The sequence below is a fragment of the Allobosea sp. 01N443 genome (assembly GCF_056399325.1).
Window position 1 is genome coordinate 19,129 of sequence record NZ_JBFTRC010000013.1, and the last position, 16,700, is coordinate 35,828.

Sequence of the window (16,700 nt, forward strand, 5' to 3'; positions counted from 1 at the left end):
GCGGGACTCAGGCCGTGACCGTCTCCGGGTCGGCAACGGCCAGGAAACCACCCGACTGGCGCGCCCAGAGCCGGGCATAGAGGCCACCACGCGCGACGAGTTCGGCATGGCTGCCCTGATCGACGATGCGCCCCTTGTCGAGCACGATCAGCCGATCCAGCGCCGCAATGGTCGAGAGCCGGTGCGCGATCGCGATCACGGTCTTGCCCTGCATGAGCGCCGTGAGCTGCTCCTGGATCGTCGCCTCGACCTCTGAATCAAGTGCCGAGGTGGCCTCGTCCAGGATCAGAATCGGCGCGTCCTTGAGCAGCACGCGGGCGATGGCGATGCGCTGGCGCTGGCCGCCCGAGAGCTTGACGCCGCGCTCGCCGACACGCGATTCGAACCCCTTGCGCCCATCCTGGTCGCTGAGGGTCGCGACGAACTCATGCGCCGATGCCCTCCTGGCCGCCTCGATGATCTCGTCCTCGGTCGCATCGATCCGGCCATACCCGATATTATCGCCGATCGAGCGGTGCAGCAGCGAGTTATCCTGCGTCACCATGCCGATCTGTGCGCGCAGCGAGTCCTGCGTCACGCGGGCGATATCCTGCCCATCGATCAGGATGCGACCGGCCTCCAGCGGATAGAGTCGCAAGAGCAGGTTGACGAGCGTCGACTTCCCGGCGCCCGATGGGCCGACGAGGCCGATCTTCTCGCCCGGTCGGATATCGAGGTTGAGCCCCTCGAACAGACCGCCGGTGCGGCCATAATTGAAGCGCACCTGCTCGAAGCGGATCGCCCCCTCGCCGACCGACAAGGGCCTGGCATCCGGCACGTCGGTCAGGTCATGCGGCTTGGCGATCGTCTCCATGCTCTCCTGCACGGAGCCGATATTCTCGAACACGCCGCGCACCAGATGGATCAGCCAGCTCGACATCTGCACCAGCCGCAGCACGAGGCCGATCGCGGCCGCGACCGCTCCGGGCGACATGATGCCCTGGCTCCAGAGATGCAGCGAAATCCACGCCGTCGTCACGACCAGCAGGCTGTTCATGGTCTGCAGGATGACGCTGACACCGGTGATCAGCCGCGACAAATGCAGGAAGGAGGCGTTCCAGCGCGACAGCGAGTCGCGGACCGACGAGCGCTCGGCATCGGCGCGGGCGAAGAGCTTGACCGTCAGGATATTGGTATAGGAATCGACGATGCGCCCGGTCGTCGAGGAACGCCCCAGCGAGTTCGCCTCGGAGCGCTTCTTCGCGCGCGGCACGAAATAGATCAGCAGCACGACATAGGCTGCAAACCAGACGATGACCGGAAGTGCCAGCCAGAGGCTGGTCGAGCCGAAGAAGCCGATCGCCACCGATGCGAAGATCAGCGCGTACCAGAGATCGTCGATGACCTCGATCGTCGCGCCACGGATCGATTGCCCCGCCTGGATCACGCGCGCCGAAAGCCGTCCCGCGAAATCGTTCTGGAAATAGGAGAGCGCATGGCCAAGCGTATAGACATGGTTGCGCCAGCGGATCTGATTGGTGATCTGCGGCACCACGACCTGGTCCACGATCGCATGATTGGCGAAATAGATCAGCGGGCGGACCACGACGAGCAGGAAGGCCGCGCCGAGCAGCACCGTGCTGTGATCGCGCCAGATCGTCTCGGGCGACTGGGTCGCCAACAGATCCACGAACCAGCCGACCATCAGGTACATCGCCGCTTCGATACCGCTGAAACCGAGGCCGGTGAGCATGATCAGGGCCATCCAGCCCTTCACGCCCTTGATGTGGTGCCACATGAATGGCCACACGCCCTTGGGCGGCGTCTGGCCCTCGTCAAAGGGCGCGAAGACGTCGATGCGGCTTTCGAGAAAACGGAACAGGGAGGCGAACATGGCGTACCGCCCTCCATGGACCGGCATGACGACGAAATCTTGGCGACATATGGGGCAGCAGTCAGGTCGCGGCCAGAGGCTTGACGCATGTCATGACGTCACCGCATGACAGCAGCGCATGTTGCGCCTCGCCCTCTACCAGCCGGATATCCCGCAGAATTCGGGCACGATGATTCGCATGGCCGTCTGCCTCGGCATCGCGGTCGACATCATCGAACCCGCGGCCTTCGACGTCTCGGACCGCCATTTCCGGCGTTCCGGCATGGACTATCTCGAGCGCGCCGCGATCACCCGGCATGATTCGTTCAAGGCCTTCGATGCATGGCGGCTTGCGGGCGGCCACCGGCTGATCCTGGCGGAGACGGATGGGGCCACCGCCCATACCGATTTTGCCTTCGCTCCCGGCGACATCGTGCTCGTCGGACGCGAATCGGCGGGCGTCCCCGCCGAGCTCTACTCAACCGTCGACGGCAGCGTCCATGTGCCGATGCGCTCGGGTTTGCGTTCGCTCAATGTCGCAATTGCCGCAGCCGTGGTTATGGGAGAGGCCTTGCGGCAGCTGGACGCTTATCCGAGATAGGCGCGAAATTCCTCGTCACCGCGGATGAAGACCCTCGCGGCGAGCGGAACGGAAACGGATCGATGACCACCCGAGCGACTGACCCTGCCTCCACGACATCTCCCCTCGCCCTCGCGGAGGCCATGAAGCCGCGCGCGACAGCCTGGTTCGAGGCCCTGCGCGACCAGATTTGCTCGGCCTTCGAGGCGCTGGAGGATGAAGTCACCGGCCCCTTCCCAGCCGAGGCAAGGACTCCGGGCCGCTTCGAGCGGACGCCCTGGCAACGTCGCAACCACGATGGCGCCGAAGGCGGTGGCGGCGTCATGTCGATGATGCAGGGCCGCGTCTTCGAGAAGGTCGGCGTCCACGTCTCGACCGTCTACGGCACCTTTCAGCCCGAATTTGCAGGTCAGATTCCGGGCGCGGCCGAGGATCCGCGCTTCCATGCCACGGGCATCTCGCTGATCGCCCATCCCTGGAATCCGCATGCTCCGACAGTGCATATGAACACGYGCTTCGTGGTGACGACGAAACCGTGGTTCGGTGGCGGAGCCGATCTGACCCCCGTGCTGGACAATCGGCGCACGCAGGAGGACGCCGACGCCATCGCCTTCCACGCCGCGATGCGCGCGCCCTGCGAAAGCTTCGCCCCAGTCGCCGACTATCCCCGCTTCAAGCAATGGTGCGACGAGTATTTCTTCCTGAAGCACCGCGGTGAGCCACGCGGCATCGGCGGCATCTTCTACGACTATGTCTGGTCCGGCGAGCCTGAGGCCGATCTCGCCTTCACCCAGGCGGTCGGCAAGGCCTTCCTCGACATCTATCCGCGGATCATGCGCGCCAATATCGGCACGCCCTGGACCGAGGCCGAGCGTTACGAACAGCAGGTCAGGCGCGGTCGCTATGTCGAGTTCAACCTGCTCCATGACCGGGGCACGATCTTCGGCCTCAAGACCGGCGGCAATGTCGCCTCGATCCTCTCCTCGCTGCCGCCAACCGTACGCTGGCCCTGAGCGCTCTCAGCGCTCGCGTTGCGCGATTGCGCTTTCGACAAAGGCAAACTGCTGGGTCCGCTCGCCGGGACATCCCGCTTCGATCCAGTCGCGCCTTGCCTGATCGAGCACGCGCCCGACATCCGGACCGGCGGCGACACCGCGTTTGAGCACATCGCGACCACTGAGGAGGAAGGGCGGCGTTTGCCCGAGTTCGGCAATTGCAGCCTGCACCTTGGAGCGCCCCGGAGAACTCTCGTTGGCCGTGAGCAGAACGAGGCTGCCGGCGACCGCATCCGCGCCGACGCGATGCGCCAGGTGCCGCAGCAGGGCGATCGAACAATCCGTCGCACGCCCCGAGAGCCCCTCAAGGGCGAGCGCGATACGCTCGATCCTGTCGAATTGTTCGTTCGACAGCCGCAACCCGTCCCGCAGGCGCAGCGCATCCTCGCGCACGCCAACCGCCAGCGCTGCGAGCCGGAAAGCCGGATAGACTGTTCCCGCGGGCTCGCCTGCCGCAATCGCCGCGAAGCGCGAAAGCCGGGGCACGCCGCCGATCACCGGTACAAGAAGCCCCGCTCCCATCATCGCCGACAATGCGTCGGCCGCGCGCGGCGCAACGAGCAGCTTCAGCAACTCGGCGCGCACCCGCTCACGCGAAAGCCCGTCGAGCCCGGCCCGGCCGGCCGCGCAGGCCGCCAGTCCCGTCGCGTCCAGTGCTCCTTCGCCATAGCGCGCGTGAAACCGGAAGAAGCGCAGGATGCGCAGATAGTCCTCGCGGATGCGCAGGTTCGCATCGCCGATGAAGCGGATACGACGCGCCGCAAGGTCGACAAGTCCGTCGCAATAGTCGTGAACGGTGCCGTCGCGCCCGAGCCCAAGCGCGTTGACCGTAAAATCCCGCCTGATCGCGTCCTCTGCGAAATCGCGCCCAAAGACCACCTTCGCGCGGCGACCATCGGTCTCGACATCGCGACGCAGCGTCGTGGTCTCGAAGGGAACGCCATGGGCGACGATGGTCACCGTGCCATGCTCGATTCCCGTGGGAACCGATTTGAAACCCGCCGCCGCTGCGCGCCGGATCGTCTCCTCCGGTAATGCCGTCGTCGCCAGATCGACATCGCCGACCGGCTCTCCGAGCAGCAGGTCGCGGACAGCCCCGCCAATGACGCGCGTTTCCTCGCCCCCGCCATTGAACGCAGCCAGCACCTCCGTCACCCCCGGCCGCTGAAGAAAGCGCTCGACCCGAACTCGCTGCGCTTCGTTCATCTGAACTGGCCAGGGACGAGCTGCCCGTTCTCCATATGAGGCGGCACATAAGCGCCCTGGCTGCGCGGAGCGATCCAACCGGTATAGGCGACGAAGCCGATCGAGATCACGAGCCCCACGACCGACAGCCAGAACACGTGCCCGTCCCAGTGTTCGACGTCGAAGGGGTTCCGCCGCCTGACGATCAGATAGCTTGCGAAGATACAAAAGGGCAGGACGAAGAGCAGAACCTCTTCGGTCACCGAACGCAGCATGGGCGCGCCATCCAATCAGACTAGCCGGAGAGTCGCTCGTAAAGGTTACGGATCATGCCGGCGGTTGCACCCCAGATATAGTGATCTCCGAAGGGCATCGCATAGTAGGTACGATAGCGCCCCTTCCATTCCCGGCCTTCGCGGCGATGATTGGCGGGATCCATCAGGAAGGCGAGCGGCGTCTCAAAGGCCTCGTCGACCTCGTGCGGATTGATCGTCAGCGCGAATGGCGGCGCGATCAGCCCCACGACAGGCACGACCCTGTAGCCGGTGCCGGTGAGATAGGCGTCGAGAAAGCCGACGACGCGCACATGTTCGCGGGCGAGACCGATCTCCTCCTCCGTCTCGCGCAGCGCCGTGACCACCGGCGAGCCATCGACGGCATCGACGCGTCCGCCGGGGAAGGCGACCTGGGCGGAATGGCTGCGCAACGCCGCTGCGCGCCGGGTCAGCAATACGGTCGGCCCGTCCTCGCGCAGCACGATCGGGATCAGCACCGCGGCCTGGATCGCGGCCGCCTCGTCCGGCGGCTCGATCGCTTCCGGCTGGAGATCATGGTCGCCGCGCGGCCTGCTGATCAGGTCGCCGAGGTCCGGCGGTTCGTGGCGCAGCCGCGCCCCGGCAAGGGCGACGATCTCTGCCGCCGTCAGCTTCAGAGCCTGCATCAGAGTCCTTCGATTTCGCTGGATGGCACGGCCGGATAGAATGCACCGGCGACGGCCAGCCCGAACATGCCGACGCCATCGACCGGCCTGATCTCGCCAAGGGCCAGAAGGTCATAGGTCAGGGCCCGCGTAACCCTCGCCCAGAGATCCCGGCGAATATGGACATAGGGCTTGAGCCCGTCATGCGTGTCCCGGACGAAGCGGATCGCATGCTCCGGGCCCACGCTCACGATATCGTCAACCAGTGTCCGGAACGCGATGGCGCGCTCGTCGCCTGTCCCCTCGACCGTCATCTCGACCGCCTGGAACGGCGCGTCGTCGACCTTGATCCCGACCTTTTCGACCGGTGTCACCAGGAAATAATCGCGGCCGTCGCGACGCAGGACGGAGGAGAAGAGCTTGACCAGCGACGGCCTGCCGATGGGAGTTCCGAGATAAAACCACGTGCCATCCCCCGCAATCCGCATGTCGATATCGCCGCAATAGGGTGGATTCCAGCGTTCGACGGGCGGCAAGGCTCGCGTGCGACTGTCCTTCAGCGCGACCAGCAATCGCTCCATCGCCTGCGTTGAATGGTTCATCGAACTACCTTAAATCGCCGCCCGCGGCATATTGGTTGCATGACCCGTTTCGCCTTGAACTCTACATAATCGTGAAGCCGAGTTCTGTGCACCAGAGCCTGTAGCCCCTTGAGCCGGTTGGATAGCCCGTCCACAGTCATCGGTTCGGGAAGCTTGCGGGGCGTGAAGCAGCGCAAGGCGCGACGACGAGGGCGAAGGAGATCGACATGGTGGCGCAAGTCCGTGCGACGGATGGCAAGAGCGAGGCCGGTCAGCCCGTCAATCTCGATACCGGGATCGTCGAAGCGGCCGAAGCTGCGCTCGGCGCCATCGGCGCCGCCCGCCGCGAGATCGGCCAGGTCATTTTCGGGCAGCAGGAGGTGGTCGACCTTTCGCTGATCACCTTGCTCGCCGGTGGCCACGGTCTGCTCGTCGGCGTGCCCGGCCTTGCCAAGACCAAGCTGGTCGAGGCGATGGGTACGGTCCTCGGCCTGAGCGCGAGACGCGTGCAATTCACGCCGGACCTGATGCCCTCCGACATTCTCGGCTCCGAGGTGCTCGACGAGAGCGTCGACGGCAAGCGCCATTTCCGCTTCATCAAGGGGCCGGTCTTTGCCCAGCTGCTGATGGCCGACGAGATCAACCGCGCCAGCCCGCGTACGCAGTCGGCGCTGCTGCAGGCGATGCAGGAGCATCACGTCACCGTCGCCGGTGAACGCTACGACCTGCCTGCGCCCTTCCACGTGCTGGCAACCCAGAACCCGATCGAGCAGGAAGGCACCTATCCGCTGCCGGAAGCCCAGCTCGACCGCTTCCTGCTCGAGATCGACGTCGGCTACCCCGACCGCGAGGCCGAGCGGCGCATCTTGCTCGAGACCACCGGTGCCACCGAGCACAAGCCGGTCCAGGCAATGACGGCAGAGACGCTGATGTCGACACAGCGCCTCGTACGTCGCCTGCCGGTTGGCGAGAACGTCGTCGATGCGATTCTCGATCTGGTGCGCTCGGCTCGCCCCGGCGATGGCGATCCGGCGCTGACCAGCAAGCTTGCCTGGGGCCCCGGCCCGCGCGCCAGCCAGGCCCTGACGCTTGCCGCCCGCGCCCGCGCGCTCGTCGAAGGCCGGCTCGCACCGTCCGTGGATGACGTCGTCGCGCTCGCCACCCCCGTACTCAAGCACCGTATTGCGCTCACCTTCGCTGCACGCGCCGATGGCGAGACGGTGGAGAGCGTCATCGCGAGGCTCGTGGAACGATTGGGATAGGGACTTCAGTGATGCTGCGCACGCGCGTCCTCGGCCCATCCGAACGCCAGCCGGCCCCGCCGGTCCTGAAGGCTTCCCTCGATCTCGCGGCGCGCCTGCCGCGCCTGATCCTCGAGGCCCGGCGCGTCTCGGCCAGCGTGCATGGCATCCACGGCCGCAGGCGCGCCGGCCCCGGCGAGACATTCTGGCAGTACCGCCCTCTGGTGACCGGTGAGGCCGCGTCACGCATCGACTGGCGCCGCTCGGCGCGCGACGGCCATCTCTTCGTCCGCGAGCGCGAATGGGAGGCCTCGCATGCGATCTGGCTCTGGATCGACCGCTCGGCCTCGATGGGCTTTTCCTCGTCGCTCGCCATGGCCTCCAAGGTCGACCGCGCGCTTGTGGCCGGCTTCGCCCTGGCCGAAACCCTGGTCGAAGGCGGCGAGCGGGTCGGGCATCTCGGCCTGACGCGGGCGCTCGCCTCGCGACGTATCGTCGAGACCTTGGCACAAGCGCTCGTGATCGACCGCAAGGGCGAGACCGCCGATTTGCCGCCGGACGCGCCGCTTCCACGCCGGGCCGACGCCATCATCATCACCGACGGACTTTCGCCGGCGCAGTCCCTGGCCAAGCGCATCGCGACCATGGCGAGCAGCGGCGCGCGCGGCCATATCCTGCTGATCGCCGATCCGATCGAAGAAACGTTCCCCTTCAGCGGCCAGGCCGAGCTCTTCGACCTCGAAGACGGCCTCACTCTGCGCGTCGGCGATGCCGGGGCCTGGGGAGAGGAATATCGCCGGCGCCTCGARGCCCATCGCGAGATCATTCGGGAGGCTTGCCGCAAGGCGGGCTGGACGCTGACCCTGCATCGGACCGACCGGCCCGCCAGCGAAGGCGTACTCCGGATTGCGAGCCTGATCGCCGCGTCGCGCGGCGGCCAGGGCCGCTAGGAGGGCGCCAACGATGCTGACGCAGCTGCCCATCGCCTTCTCCGCCCCGCTCGCGCTGACCGCGCTTGCGCTGCTGCCAGCGCTTTGGCTGATCCTGCGGGTAACGCCGCCACGCCCGCGCCGCATCGATTTCCCACCGCTCAAGATCATGGCCGACCTGATCGCCAAGCGTGAAATGCCGGCGCATACACCTTGGTGGTTGTTGGCATTGCGGATGGCCATTGCGGCACTCGCCATCATCGCCGTTGCCGRCCCGGTCTGGAACCCACCGGTCGCAACGGCGCCCACGCGCGGGCCCGTGCTGCTCCTGATCGACAACGGCTTCGGCGCGGCGACCGACTGGCCCGAGCGTGTGGCGCTGGCGGAGTCGCGGGTCAATGCTGCAGGCCGCGAGGGACGTGCGGTGGCGATCGTCGGGCTCGCGGAAACGCCGGGCGAGGTCACGCTGTCGGAGCCGCGCGCGGCGCTCGACAAGCTGCGTGCGTTGGCCTTGCAGCCGCACGCGCCCGACCGCACCACTCAATTGCCCCGGATCGAGGCCTTTCTCCGCGCCACGCCTGACGCCGAAATCGTCTGGGTCTCCGACGGGCTCGGCCTGACCGACGAAGGCGCCTTCCTGGCGCGCCTGAAGCAGGAAGCCGATGCACGTCGGCTTTCCATCCACGCCATCCCCGCCGACCAGCTCGCGCTGACGGCAGCAGAGAACCTCTCCGGCGCGCTGACGGTCAAGGTGCTTCGGCCAGCCACCAGCGCCCCCGCGAGCGGCCAGGTTCGCGCACTCGATCTGAAGGGCCTGCCACTGGGGGATGCTCCATTCGGCTTTGGCCCAACGGAAACGCAGACGGTGGCCCGGCTCACCCTTCCGATCGAGGTGCGCAATGCCGTTTCGCGGCTTGAGGTCGTGGGCGAACCAAGCGCGGGTGCAGTGGCGCTGCTCGACGACCGCGCCAAACGGCGCCGCGTCGGTATCGTGTCCGGAACGACCACCGATACGGCGCAGCCCTTGCTGTCTCCAACCTATTACGTCTCGCGCGCCCTCTCGCCCTTCGCAGAGATCCGCGAACCGCGCCCCGGCTCGAACGACCCCGTCGGCGAGTTGCTCGCGCAAAACCTCTCGGTCCTCGTTCTCGCGGATATCGGCGCCCTCGACCCGGAGACGGCGACGAAGATCAGCAGTTTCGTCGAGCGAGGCGGTGTTCTCTTGCGCTTTGCCGGCGTGCGCCTCGCCACCGCCTCCGACGAGCTGACACCCGTGCGGCTGCGCCGCGGAGGGCGCACGCTCGGCGGCGGCCTCTCATGGGACACTCCGCGCAAGCTCGCCCCCTTCACCCGCGAGAGTCCGTTCTTCGGCACGCAGATCAGCGACGACGTCCGCGTCAATCGCCAGATTCTGGCCGAGCCCGATGCGGATCTTGCACGCAAGACCTGGGCTGCGCTCGAAGACGGCACGCCTGTGGTCACCGGCGAACGCCGCGGCGATGGCGTGATCGCCATGATGCATGTCACCGCCGACACCACCTGGTCGAACCTGCCGCTGTCGGGCCTCTTCGTCGAGATGCTGCGCAAGGTGGTGGCGCTGGCCGGAACGGGCCCGGCCGAGGCCCAGGCCGAGGATGCCAAGGTCGAGACGCTCTCGCCGACCCGCGTGCTGGACGGCAAGGGCTCCTTCCGCGCACCACCGGCTACGGCTCAACCGGTACCGCGGACCTTCACCGGACGTGCCACCCTGGCCCACCCCCCCGGCATCTACGGCCCGGCCGACGGTTCGCTCGCGGTCAATGCCTTGGCTCCCGCCGACACGCTGCACGCGCTCGATCTCGACACGCTGGCGACGCTCTGGCTCGGCGGTCGACTGCGCGTGACGCGCGCTGGCAAGGCTGCTGCCGCCGCGCTCCTGCTTGGGCTGGCGCTGGCCGCCGCCCTTTCGGCCGCGCCGGCCCTGGCCCAACCTGTCCCGGCGGCACCGGAGGACACCCGCCCGCCGATCCCGCGCGAACTTTTCGCCGCAGGTGCGGTCACCCGCCTCGCCTATGTCCTGACCGGCGACAAGGCGGTCGATGACATGTCGAAGGCGGGGCTTGCAGGCCTCAATATCGTGCTCGGCGCACGCACGGCACTCGAACCCGGCGAAGCGGTCGGCCTCGACCCAGCCCGCGACGAGCTCGCCTTCTTCCCGATCCTCTACTGGCCGGTGGTCGCCGGGCGCCCGATTCCGGCGCCCGAAACCCTGCGCAAGCTCGAAGCCTATATGAAGGGCGGCGGGCTCGTGATCTTCGATACGCGCGATGCCATGAGCGCCCGCCCGGATGGGGGCAGCACGCCCGAGGGCGATCAGCTCAAGCGGATGCTGCAGACGCTGGACATTCCCGAGCTCGAACCGATCCCGCGCGACCACGTGCTGACCAAGACCTTCTACATCCTCGACGGTTTCGTCGGTCGCTATGACACCGGCACGACCTGGGTCGAGATCCTGCCGCCCGCCGGCGAAGACGGGCGTCGGCCGGCGCGGGCCGGCGACAGCGTCTCGCCGATCGTCATCACCTCGAACGATCTTGCCTCAGCCTGGGCCGTAAATCGCCGCGGCGAAGGGCTGGTACCGGTGTCCGGCTCCGATCCCCGCCAGCGCGAAATGGCGCTCCGCGCCGGCGTCAATCTCGTGATGTACGCGCTCACCGGCAACTACAAGGCCGACCAGGTCCATGTGCCGGCCCTGCTCGAGCGTCTGGGGCAATAGACCATGTGGAGCCTCTCCTTCGCCCCGCTCGTGCCTCTGCCACTGCTGATCGGGCTCGCGTTGCTGGCTGCTCTCGCTGCCGGCGCCGCGCTCGTCCTCGCCGGCCGCAGCGCCATCCTGCGCGCGCTCGCGCTGATCGTGCTGACGCTCACGCTGGCCGACCCGTCACTCGTCTTCGAGGACAGAGAACCGGTCAAGGACGTCGTCTCGGTGGTGGTCGATCGCTCCGGCTCGAACCGCCTCGCCGACCGGACCGCGCAGACCGAAGCCACCCTGGCCGATGTCGAACGGCAATTGCGCGGCGTTCCGGGCGTCGAGCCACGCATCGTCGACGTCACCGACATGCAGGGCTCGGGRGACGGGACCCGTCTCTTCGAGGCGTTGGCCGCAAGCATCGCGGATGTCCCATCGGAGCGCGTCGCCGGCGCCATCGTCATCACCGACGGCCTCGCTCATGACGCTCCTCCCAATGCCGAGGCCCTGGGTCTCAAGGCACCGCTGCACATTCTCACGACCGGCCGAAACGCCGAGATCGACCGCCGGATCGTACTTGTCGATGCGCCGCGCTTCGGCATCGTCGGCAAGGATCAGGTCATTCGCCTGCGCGTCGTCGACAAGGGCGGCCCCGGCCGCGCCGGGCTGACGATCCGCCGCGACGGCGAGATCGTCGCTCGCCGCGAGGTCACCTCGGGTCAGATCGTGCAGGTGCCGGTTCGGATCGACCGCGGCGGGCCCAATGTCGTCGAGATCGAGGCGGCGCCGCTCGATAACGAGCTCACGCTTGCCAATAATCGCGCCGTCATCACGATCGAGGGCGTGCGCGACAAGCTGCGCGTGCTGCTGGTCTCCGGAGAGCCGCATCCCGGCGAACGGACCTGGCGCAACCTGCTCAAGGCCGACGCCAATGTCGACCTCGTCCATTTCACGATCCTACGCCCGCCGGAGAAGCAGGACGGCACGCCGATCAACGAGCTTTCGCTGATCGCCTTTCCAACGCGCGAGCTGTTCCAGGTCAAGATCAAGGAATTCGACCTGATCATCTTCGACCGCTACGCCAACCAGTCGATCCTGCCGCTGCTCTACTTCGACAACATCGTCCGCTATGTGCGCGAGGGTGGCGCCCTGCTGGTCGCAGCCGGTCCGGAGTATTCCGGCTCGCAGTCGCTGGCACGGACCCCGCTCGGACAGATCCTGCCCGCCCTGCCCGATGGCACCGTCATCGACGAGGCCTATCGCGCCCGCGTCAGCGAACCCGGCCGCCGCCACCCGGTCACCCGCGACCTCCCCGGTTCGGAGGTCGAGCCGCCGCGCTGGGGCGAGTGGCTGCGCATGGTCGGCGCCCGCGCCCGCACAGGCTCGACCATCATGACCGGGCCGGGTGACAGACCGTTGCTCATGCTCAGCCGTGAGCAGAAGGGGCGCGTTGCGCTTTTCCTCTCCGATCATGCCTGGCTCTGGGCTCGAGGCTTCCGCGATGGCGGCCCGCATCTCGACCTGCTGCGCCGCCTCGGCCACTGGCTGATGAAGGAACCCGAACTCGAGGAAGAGGCGCTCCGCGCAACCGCCCGCGGCCGCACCATCGAGATCGAGCGCCAGACGCTCGGCGACGCCCCCTCCCCGATTGTCGTCACCGACCCCAATGGCACGTCGCGCACGGTTCAGCTGGAAGCCGGACGGCCCGGCATCTTCAGCGCCCGCGTCCCGACCACCGAATTCGGCCTGCACCGCATCTCAGGGGATAATCTGACGGCCTTTGCCAGTGTCGGCCCGGAGAACCCGCGCGAACTCATGGAGGTCGTCAGCGACCCGGCGAAGCTTCAGCAGCTTGCCGAGGCGACGGGCGGCTCCTCCCGCCGGATCGGCCAGGACAGCGGCTCGAGCGTGTCCGTGCCGCGCATCGTTCCGGTCCGTTCGGGCAGTCAGTTCGCTGGTGCGGACTGGATCGGCCTGCGCATCAGCGATTCCGGCATCGTGCGCGGCGTTTCGATTTCGCCTGTGTTCATCGGGCTGATCGGCCTCGCGCTGCTGTTTGGCGCTCTGGTGGCCGGCTGGCTCGGCGAGACCGGCCGGCGCTTCAGGCGGAGCCCGGACGCAACGCCATGACCGCCCCGCTGCGCCTGGCCAGCACGCCCTCGACCAGTTCGAGAGCGAGGAAGCGGGCGGGATTGGCCGGTCCCGGCAAGGTCAGCTGGCCCGGGGGGATCGGCTTGAAACCGAAGCGGGCATAATAGGGTGCATCCCCCACCAGCATGATGAGGTCGTGTCCGGCCGCCCGCGAGGCTTCGATCGAAGCGTTCATCAGGGCAGCGCCGATACCGCGTCCCTCGAAGGCAGGATCCACGGTAAGCGGCCCCAGCATCAGCGCCGGCTGCCCACCCGCCGAGACGCGGGTCACCCGCACCGAACCGACCAGGAAGGTTCCGACATGCGAGGCGAAGGATAGCGCCGGGTCCTGCGGCACGCCCTCGCGCAGGCGAAATGCCGTGCGGGCAAAACGGCCGGGACCGAAGGCGCGCTCGTGCAGGCGCTCGATGGCAGCATGATCGGCGGGGAGTTCGTGGCGAATGGTCAGGGGAAGCGAAGTCATGGCGTCGGCAAACCTGCGAACGGGCAGCGGGGCAAGAAGCTCAGGCGCCGTGAAGCAGCCGAGCGGAAGGGCGCGCTCAGCGCGCCGGTCGTCGCAGGATGGAGAGGTCTTGCCGGTCAGCCATGAATCGCCTGTAGCAGAGGCACGGGCGGGCGTCCATGTTGGAAATGACGAGCTGTTTCGTGTCTCGCTTCGCGAGCGCTGATGGCAGGGCGAAGCGCTGGCGGATGAGAGGATCGGCGACGCCGTGGACTGTTTGCGTTGAGATCATGGTTGGCGAGAGGCGAGCCTAAGCACGCACACTCTCCCGCAGAAACCGATCTCACCAATCGGCAGTAAGCTGACGCCTGCCGAATATCTCGTCGAGCCTGCGGCGGGTTCCCGCTGTGGTGGTGTCCGGCAACGCGTCGAGCGGAAAGAAACGGGCCTCGGCAATTTCGCGATCCGGTTGCCTGATACCGTCCACAACAAACTCCCGTACCACGAAGATCGCGACATGATCGCGGCGCGACACCGTTCGGTTGAAGAAGACGCCATGAAGTTGCGGCGGCCCGGTCAGCCTGACGAGCGTCTCTTCACGCAGTTCCTTGTCGAGCGCGTCTCGCAAAGTCTCGCCGGTCTCCACCCCGCCGCCCGGCAGATGCCACCCCGGCGTGTAGGTATGGCGCACCAGCAGGACCTCGCGCTCATCCCTGAGCACTGCCGCGCGCACGCCCAGCGTCATGCCGCGTGTCAGCCAGAAATACAGATGCAGCAGCCGGCGAACGGGCCTCGAGATGGGGCGCGGCTCGCGGGCATGCCCTGTTCCGCCGCCAGTTTTGGGGTCGGGCCCATGCGACACGCCTCGCGCTCCTCTCATCTGCCGCGTATTTGCCTATGCAAATAACGCATAACAGACCACCGTTTGTACTGCCGTTACGTCACAAACGCGCCGCAAAGCAGGTAGAAACCACCGCCATCACCGCTGGGGTTACCACAATGCTTCTCGCTTTCATCACCGCTCGCCTCCGGGCCAAGCGCGCTTTCGTCTGGAAGCCCGCCCTCACCCTCACCGACCCGCGCATCGTTTCGGAACTCACCGACTCGTTCAACTGAGTCCTTGGGCTCGAACCTGATCGCGTTCGGGAACGGATTGAGGCGAGCCGACGCGCGGATGCGCTTGACGGCTGCCATGCTCTGAGGGCAAGCGCAGGGCGTGTTCAAGATCGCGCACCTGTCCGACCCGCATCTCGGCCCGCTTGCCGAGTTTTCACTGCATCAGCTGCTCGGCAAGCGCGCGACCGGCTATGTCAACTGGCGCCGCAAGCGCCGGCACGCCCATGACATGGAAATCCTGGCGCTGATCGTCGCGGATATCCGCGCGCAGGCGCCGGATCATGTCGCCTGCACCGGCGATGTCGCCCATATCGGCCTTCCCAACGAATTCAAGACCGCGGTCACCTTTCTCGACACGCTGGGTGCGCGCACCGATGTCAGCTTCGTGCCGGGCAATCACGATGCCTATGCCCGTTCCTCGCTAAAGCCACTCGCGACCCTGCTGGGCCCATGGTCCAGCAGCGATGATGGCACGATCGGGTATCCCTGGTATCGCGAGCGCGGGCCGGTCGCGCTCATCGGGTTGAACACCGGCATTCCGACATTGCCTCTGATGGCGACGGGCCGCGTCGGGCGCGAGCAGATCGCCAAGGCGGAGATTCTCCTCGACCGGGCCAAGGCGGCCGGGTTGATCCGCGTCGTGCTCATCCATCATCCGCCCTATCTCGGCGGCGCGCGGCGCACCCGCGAATTGCTCGATGCTGATGCTTTCGAGTCGATGCTGAGACGCAAGGGGGCCGACCTCGTCCTGCACGGCCATAACCACCGCTTCTCACTCGCCTGGCGGCCGGGGCCGGATCACGATATCCCCATCGTCGGCGTGCCCTCGGYCTCGATCGGGCCGCTCGGTCATGGCGAAATGGCGAGCTGGCATCTCATCAAGATCGAGGGCGATGCCAAGGCTCCTTCGATCAGCGTCGAGCAACGTGGCTTCGAGCCCGACGGCACCGTCAGGATGCGTCAGGAAATTGCGCTTCACGCCAAGCCGGTTTGACGCCCCGCTCTCCATGGAGAGAGCCGCGGCGCAATGACAAAGGGCTCCGCATGGCGGCGCCCTTCAGAGGTCTGGCAGAGGAAACCGCTCAAACGCAGCGGCCACCATCCACCGCAAGCACGCTGCCCGTCACCATTTCCGACTCGTCGGAGCATAGGAAGAGCGCCGCGTTGGCAATGTCCTGCGGCGTCGAGAAACGGCCCCAGGGAATCGTGCTGGTGAAAGCCTTGCGCTTCTCGGGAGTGTCCTCCCCCATGAAGGTCGCAAGCAGGGGCGTCTCGCCGGCAACAGGCGCGATCGCATTGACACGGATGCGGTCAGGCGCGAGTTCGACGGCCATCGACTTCGAGAGCAGGTTCGCGGCCCCCTTGGAGCCGTTGTACCAGGTCAGCCCGGGGCGCGGACGCAAGCCCGCAGTCGATCCGATATTGAGGATCACCCCGCCGCCATGCTCGCGGAAATGGGGCACGACCGCCTTGGCCATCAGGTAGATCGACTTCACGTTGACGTCGAAGACGCGGTCGAACTCCGCTTCCGAGACGTCAAGCATTGGCTGGTTACGGTGGCTGATGCCGGCATTGTTGACGACGATATCCAGCCTGCCGAGCCGGGTGATCACCTTCGCGACCGCCGCATCGACGCTCTTTCCCTTGCCGACATCGCACGCGACGGCAAATGCCTTGCGGCCGATCGCCTTTGCCGCCTCCTGCGCCTTCTCGCGATTGATATCGAGTACAGCCACCCGCGCGCCCTCACGCACGAAGGTTTCGGCGATGCCGAAGCCGAACCCTTGCGCAGCGCCGGTAACCAGCGCGGTCTTGCCCTTCAGTCTCATGCTGTTTCCTCGTGATCTTCTTTGAGGTGATGACATTGGGACGATTTGCGGCCGGCCAAAAATGCGTTTTTGCGATTGCCCGGATACCGAAA

General features: G+C 66.8%; 15 protein-coding genes. 7 read left to right on the forward strand and 8 right to left on the reverse strand.

What is annotated here, in order from left to right:
- Positions 1-7: 7 nt before the first annotated feature.
- Positions 8-1,873, reverse strand: coding sequence for an ABC transporter ATP-binding protein (locus AC1DRP_RS05935; RefSeq protein ID WP_441505173.1), 1,866 nt, complete (start codon positions 1,871-1,873; stop codon positions 8-10).
- A gap of 118 nt (positions 1,874-1,991) precedes the next feature.
- Here AC1DRP_RS05935 and AC1DRP_RS05940 point away from each other — a divergent pair, with 118 nt between their 5' ends.
- Positions 1,992-2,453 (forward strand): tRNA (cytidine(34)-2'-O)-methyltransferase, encoded by a 462-nt coding sequence (locus AC1DRP_RS05940; protein WP_441505172.1) that lies wholly within the window; start codon positions 1,992-1,994, stop codon positions 2,451-2,453.
- A gap of 62 nt (positions 2,454-2,515) precedes the next feature.
- Positions 2,516-3,445 carry an oxygen-dependent coproporphyrinogen oxidase gene (gene hemF, locus AC1DRP_RS05945; RefSeq protein WP_476768066.1) on the forward strand — a complete coding sequence of 310 codons (930 nt, stop codon included), beginning with the start codon at positions 2,516-2,518 and terminating at the stop codon, positions 3,443-3,445.
- A gap of 6 nt (positions 3,446-3,451) precedes the next feature.
- Here hemF and AC1DRP_RS05950 read toward each other — a convergent pair whose 3' ends face one another.
- The 4 genes from AC1DRP_RS05950 to AC1DRP_RS05965 are packed head-to-tail and all read right to left on the reverse strand — an operon-like array spanning position 3,452 to position 6,193.
- Positions 3,452-4,693 carry a CCA tRNA nucleotidyltransferase gene (locus tag AC1DRP_RS05950; RefSeq protein WP_441505170.1) on the reverse strand — a complete coding sequence of 414 codons (1,242 nt, stop codon included), beginning with the start codon at positions 4,691-4,693 and terminating at the stop codon, positions 3,452-3,454.
- Positions 4,690-4,947 carry a DUF6111 family protein gene (locus AC1DRP_RS05955; RefSeq protein WP_441489523.1) on the reverse strand — a complete coding sequence of 86 codons (258 nt, stop codon included), beginning with the start codon at positions 4,945-4,947 and terminating at the stop codon, positions 4,690-4,692. Before AC1DRP_RS05955 ends, AC1DRP_RS05950 begins: the two co-directional genes overlap by 4 nt.
- A 20-nt stretch (positions 4,948-4,967) precedes the next feature.
- Entirely contained in the window at positions 4,968-5,612 is a 645-nt protein-coding gene (locus AC1DRP_RS05960) for a CoA pyrophosphatase (protein ID WP_441505169.1), read from the reverse strand.
- The gene (locus AC1DRP_RS05965) at positions 5,612-6,193 is read right to left on the reverse strand and encodes a DUF1285 domain-containing protein (protein ID WP_441489525.1); all 582 of its coding nucleotides are present in this window, start codon (positions 6,191-6,193) and stop codon (positions 5,612-5,614) included. The genes AC1DRP_RS05960 and AC1DRP_RS05965 overlap by 1 nt, the downstream gene beginning before the upstream one ends.
- Before the next feature lie 206 nt (positions 6,194-6,399).
- On the opposite strand from AC1DRP_RS05965, the gene AC1DRP_RS05970 reads away from it, so the two are divergent.
- The 4 genes from AC1DRP_RS05970 to AC1DRP_RS05985 are packed head-to-tail and all read left to right on the forward strand — an operon-like array spanning position 6,400 to position 13,200.
- Positions 6,400-7,434: an AAA family ATPase gene (locus AC1DRP_RS05970; RefSeq protein ID WP_441489526.1), complete on the forward strand. Its 1,035-nt coding sequence runs from the start codon at positions 6,400-6,402 to the stop codon at positions 7,432-7,434.
- An 11-nt stretch (positions 7,435-7,445) separates the two neighbouring features.
- Positions 7,446-8,363, forward strand: a complete 918-nt coding sequence (locus AC1DRP_RS05975; protein WP_476768067.1) for a DUF58 domain-containing protein — start codon at positions 7,446-7,448, stop codon at positions 8,361-8,363.
- 13 nt (positions 8,364-8,376) lie between these two features.
- Positions 8,377-11,097: a DUF4159 domain-containing protein gene (locus tag AC1DRP_RS05980; RefSeq protein WP_476768068.1), complete on the forward strand. Its 2,721-nt coding sequence runs from the start codon at positions 8,377-8,379 to the stop codon at positions 11,095-11,097.
- 3 nt (positions 11,098-11,100) lie between these two features.
- Positions 11,101-13,200: a hypothetical protein gene (locus AC1DRP_RS05985; RefSeq protein ID WP_441505167.1), complete on the forward strand. Its 2,100-nt coding sequence runs from the start codon at positions 11,101-11,103 to the stop codon at positions 13,198-13,200.
- On the opposite strand, the gene AC1DRP_RS05990 is transcribed toward AC1DRP_RS05985, so the two are convergent.
- Together AC1DRP_RS05990 and AC1DRP_RS05995 are read right to left on the reverse strand one after the other, a co-directional pair.
- The gene (locus tag AC1DRP_RS05990; protein ID WP_441489530.1) at positions 13,172-13,684 is read right to left on the reverse strand and encodes a GNAT family N-acetyltransferase; all 513 of its coding nucleotides are present in this window, start codon (positions 13,682-13,684) and stop codon (positions 13,172-13,174) included. The genes AC1DRP_RS05985 and AC1DRP_RS05990 overlap by 29 nt on opposite strands.
- Positions 13,685-14,006: 322 nt before the next feature.
- Entirely contained in the window at positions 14,007-14,408 is a 402-nt protein-coding gene (locus tag AC1DRP_RS05995) for an NUDIX domain-containing protein (protein ID WP_441489531.1), read from the reverse strand.
- 471 nt (positions 14,409-14,879) lie between these two features.
- Here AC1DRP_RS05995 and AC1DRP_RS06000 point away from each other — a divergent pair, with 471 nt between their 5' ends.
- A complete protein-coding gene (locus AC1DRP_RS06000; protein ID WP_476768069.1) occupies positions 14,880-15,773 on the forward strand; it encodes a metallophosphoesterase family protein in 894 nt (297 codons plus the stop codon).
- A gap of 88 nt (positions 15,774-15,861) precedes the next feature.
- On the opposite strand, the gene AC1DRP_RS06005 is transcribed toward AC1DRP_RS06000, so the two are convergent.
- The gene (locus AC1DRP_RS06005) at positions 15,862-16,608 is read right to left on the reverse strand and encodes a glucose 1-dehydrogenase (RefSeq protein ID WP_113510863.1); all 747 of its coding nucleotides are present in this window, start codon (positions 16,606-16,608) and stop codon (positions 15,862-15,864) included.
- Between the last annotated feature and the right edge of the window lie 92 nt (positions 16,609-16,700).

What these genes read in the sequence shown, in the direction of transcription:
- AC1DRP_RS05935 (WP_441505173.1), bottom strand. Translation starts at nt 1,873, where the DNA reads ATGTTCGCCTCCCTGTTCCGTTTTCTCGAAAGCCGCATCGACGTCTTC.
- AC1DRP_RS05940 (WP_441505172.1), top strand. Translation starts at nt 1,992, where the DNA reads ATGTTGCGCCTCGCCCTCTACCAGCCGGATATCCCGCAGAATTCGGGC.
- AC1DRP_RS05950 (WP_441505170.1), bottom strand. Translation starts at nt 4,693, where the DNA reads ATGAACGAAGCGCAGCGAGTTCGGGTCGAGCGCTTTCTTCAGCGGCCG.
- AC1DRP_RS05955 (WP_441489523.1), bottom strand. Translation starts at nt 4,947, where the DNA reads ATGCTGCGTTCGGTGACCGAAGAGGTTCTGCTCTTCGTCCTGCCCTTT.
- AC1DRP_RS05960 (WP_441505169.1), bottom strand. Translation starts at nt 5,612, where the DNA reads ATGCAGGCTCTGAAGCTGACGGCGGCAGAGATCGTCGCCCTTGCCGGG.
- AC1DRP_RS05965 (WP_441489525.1), bottom strand. Translation starts at nt 6,193, where the DNA reads ATGAACCATTCAACGCAGGCGATGGAGCGATTGCTGGTCGCGCTGAAG.
- AC1DRP_RS05970 (WP_441489526.1), top strand. Translation starts at nt 6,400, where the DNA reads ATGGTGGCGCAAGTCCGTGCGACGGATGGCAAGAGCGAGGCCGGTCAG.
- AC1DRP_RS05990 (WP_441489530.1), bottom strand. Translation starts at nt 13,684, where the DNA reads ATGACTTCGCTTCCCCTGACCATTCGCCACGAACTCCCCGCCGATCAT.
- AC1DRP_RS05995 (WP_441489531.1), bottom strand. Translation starts at nt 14,408, where the DNA reads ATGACGCTGGGCGTGCGCGCGGCAGTGCTCAGGGATGAGCGCGAGGTC.
- AC1DRP_RS06005 (WP_113510863.1), bottom strand. Translation starts at nt 16,608, where the DNA reads ATGAGACTGAAGGGCAAGACCGCGCTGGTTACCGGCGCTGCGCAAGGG.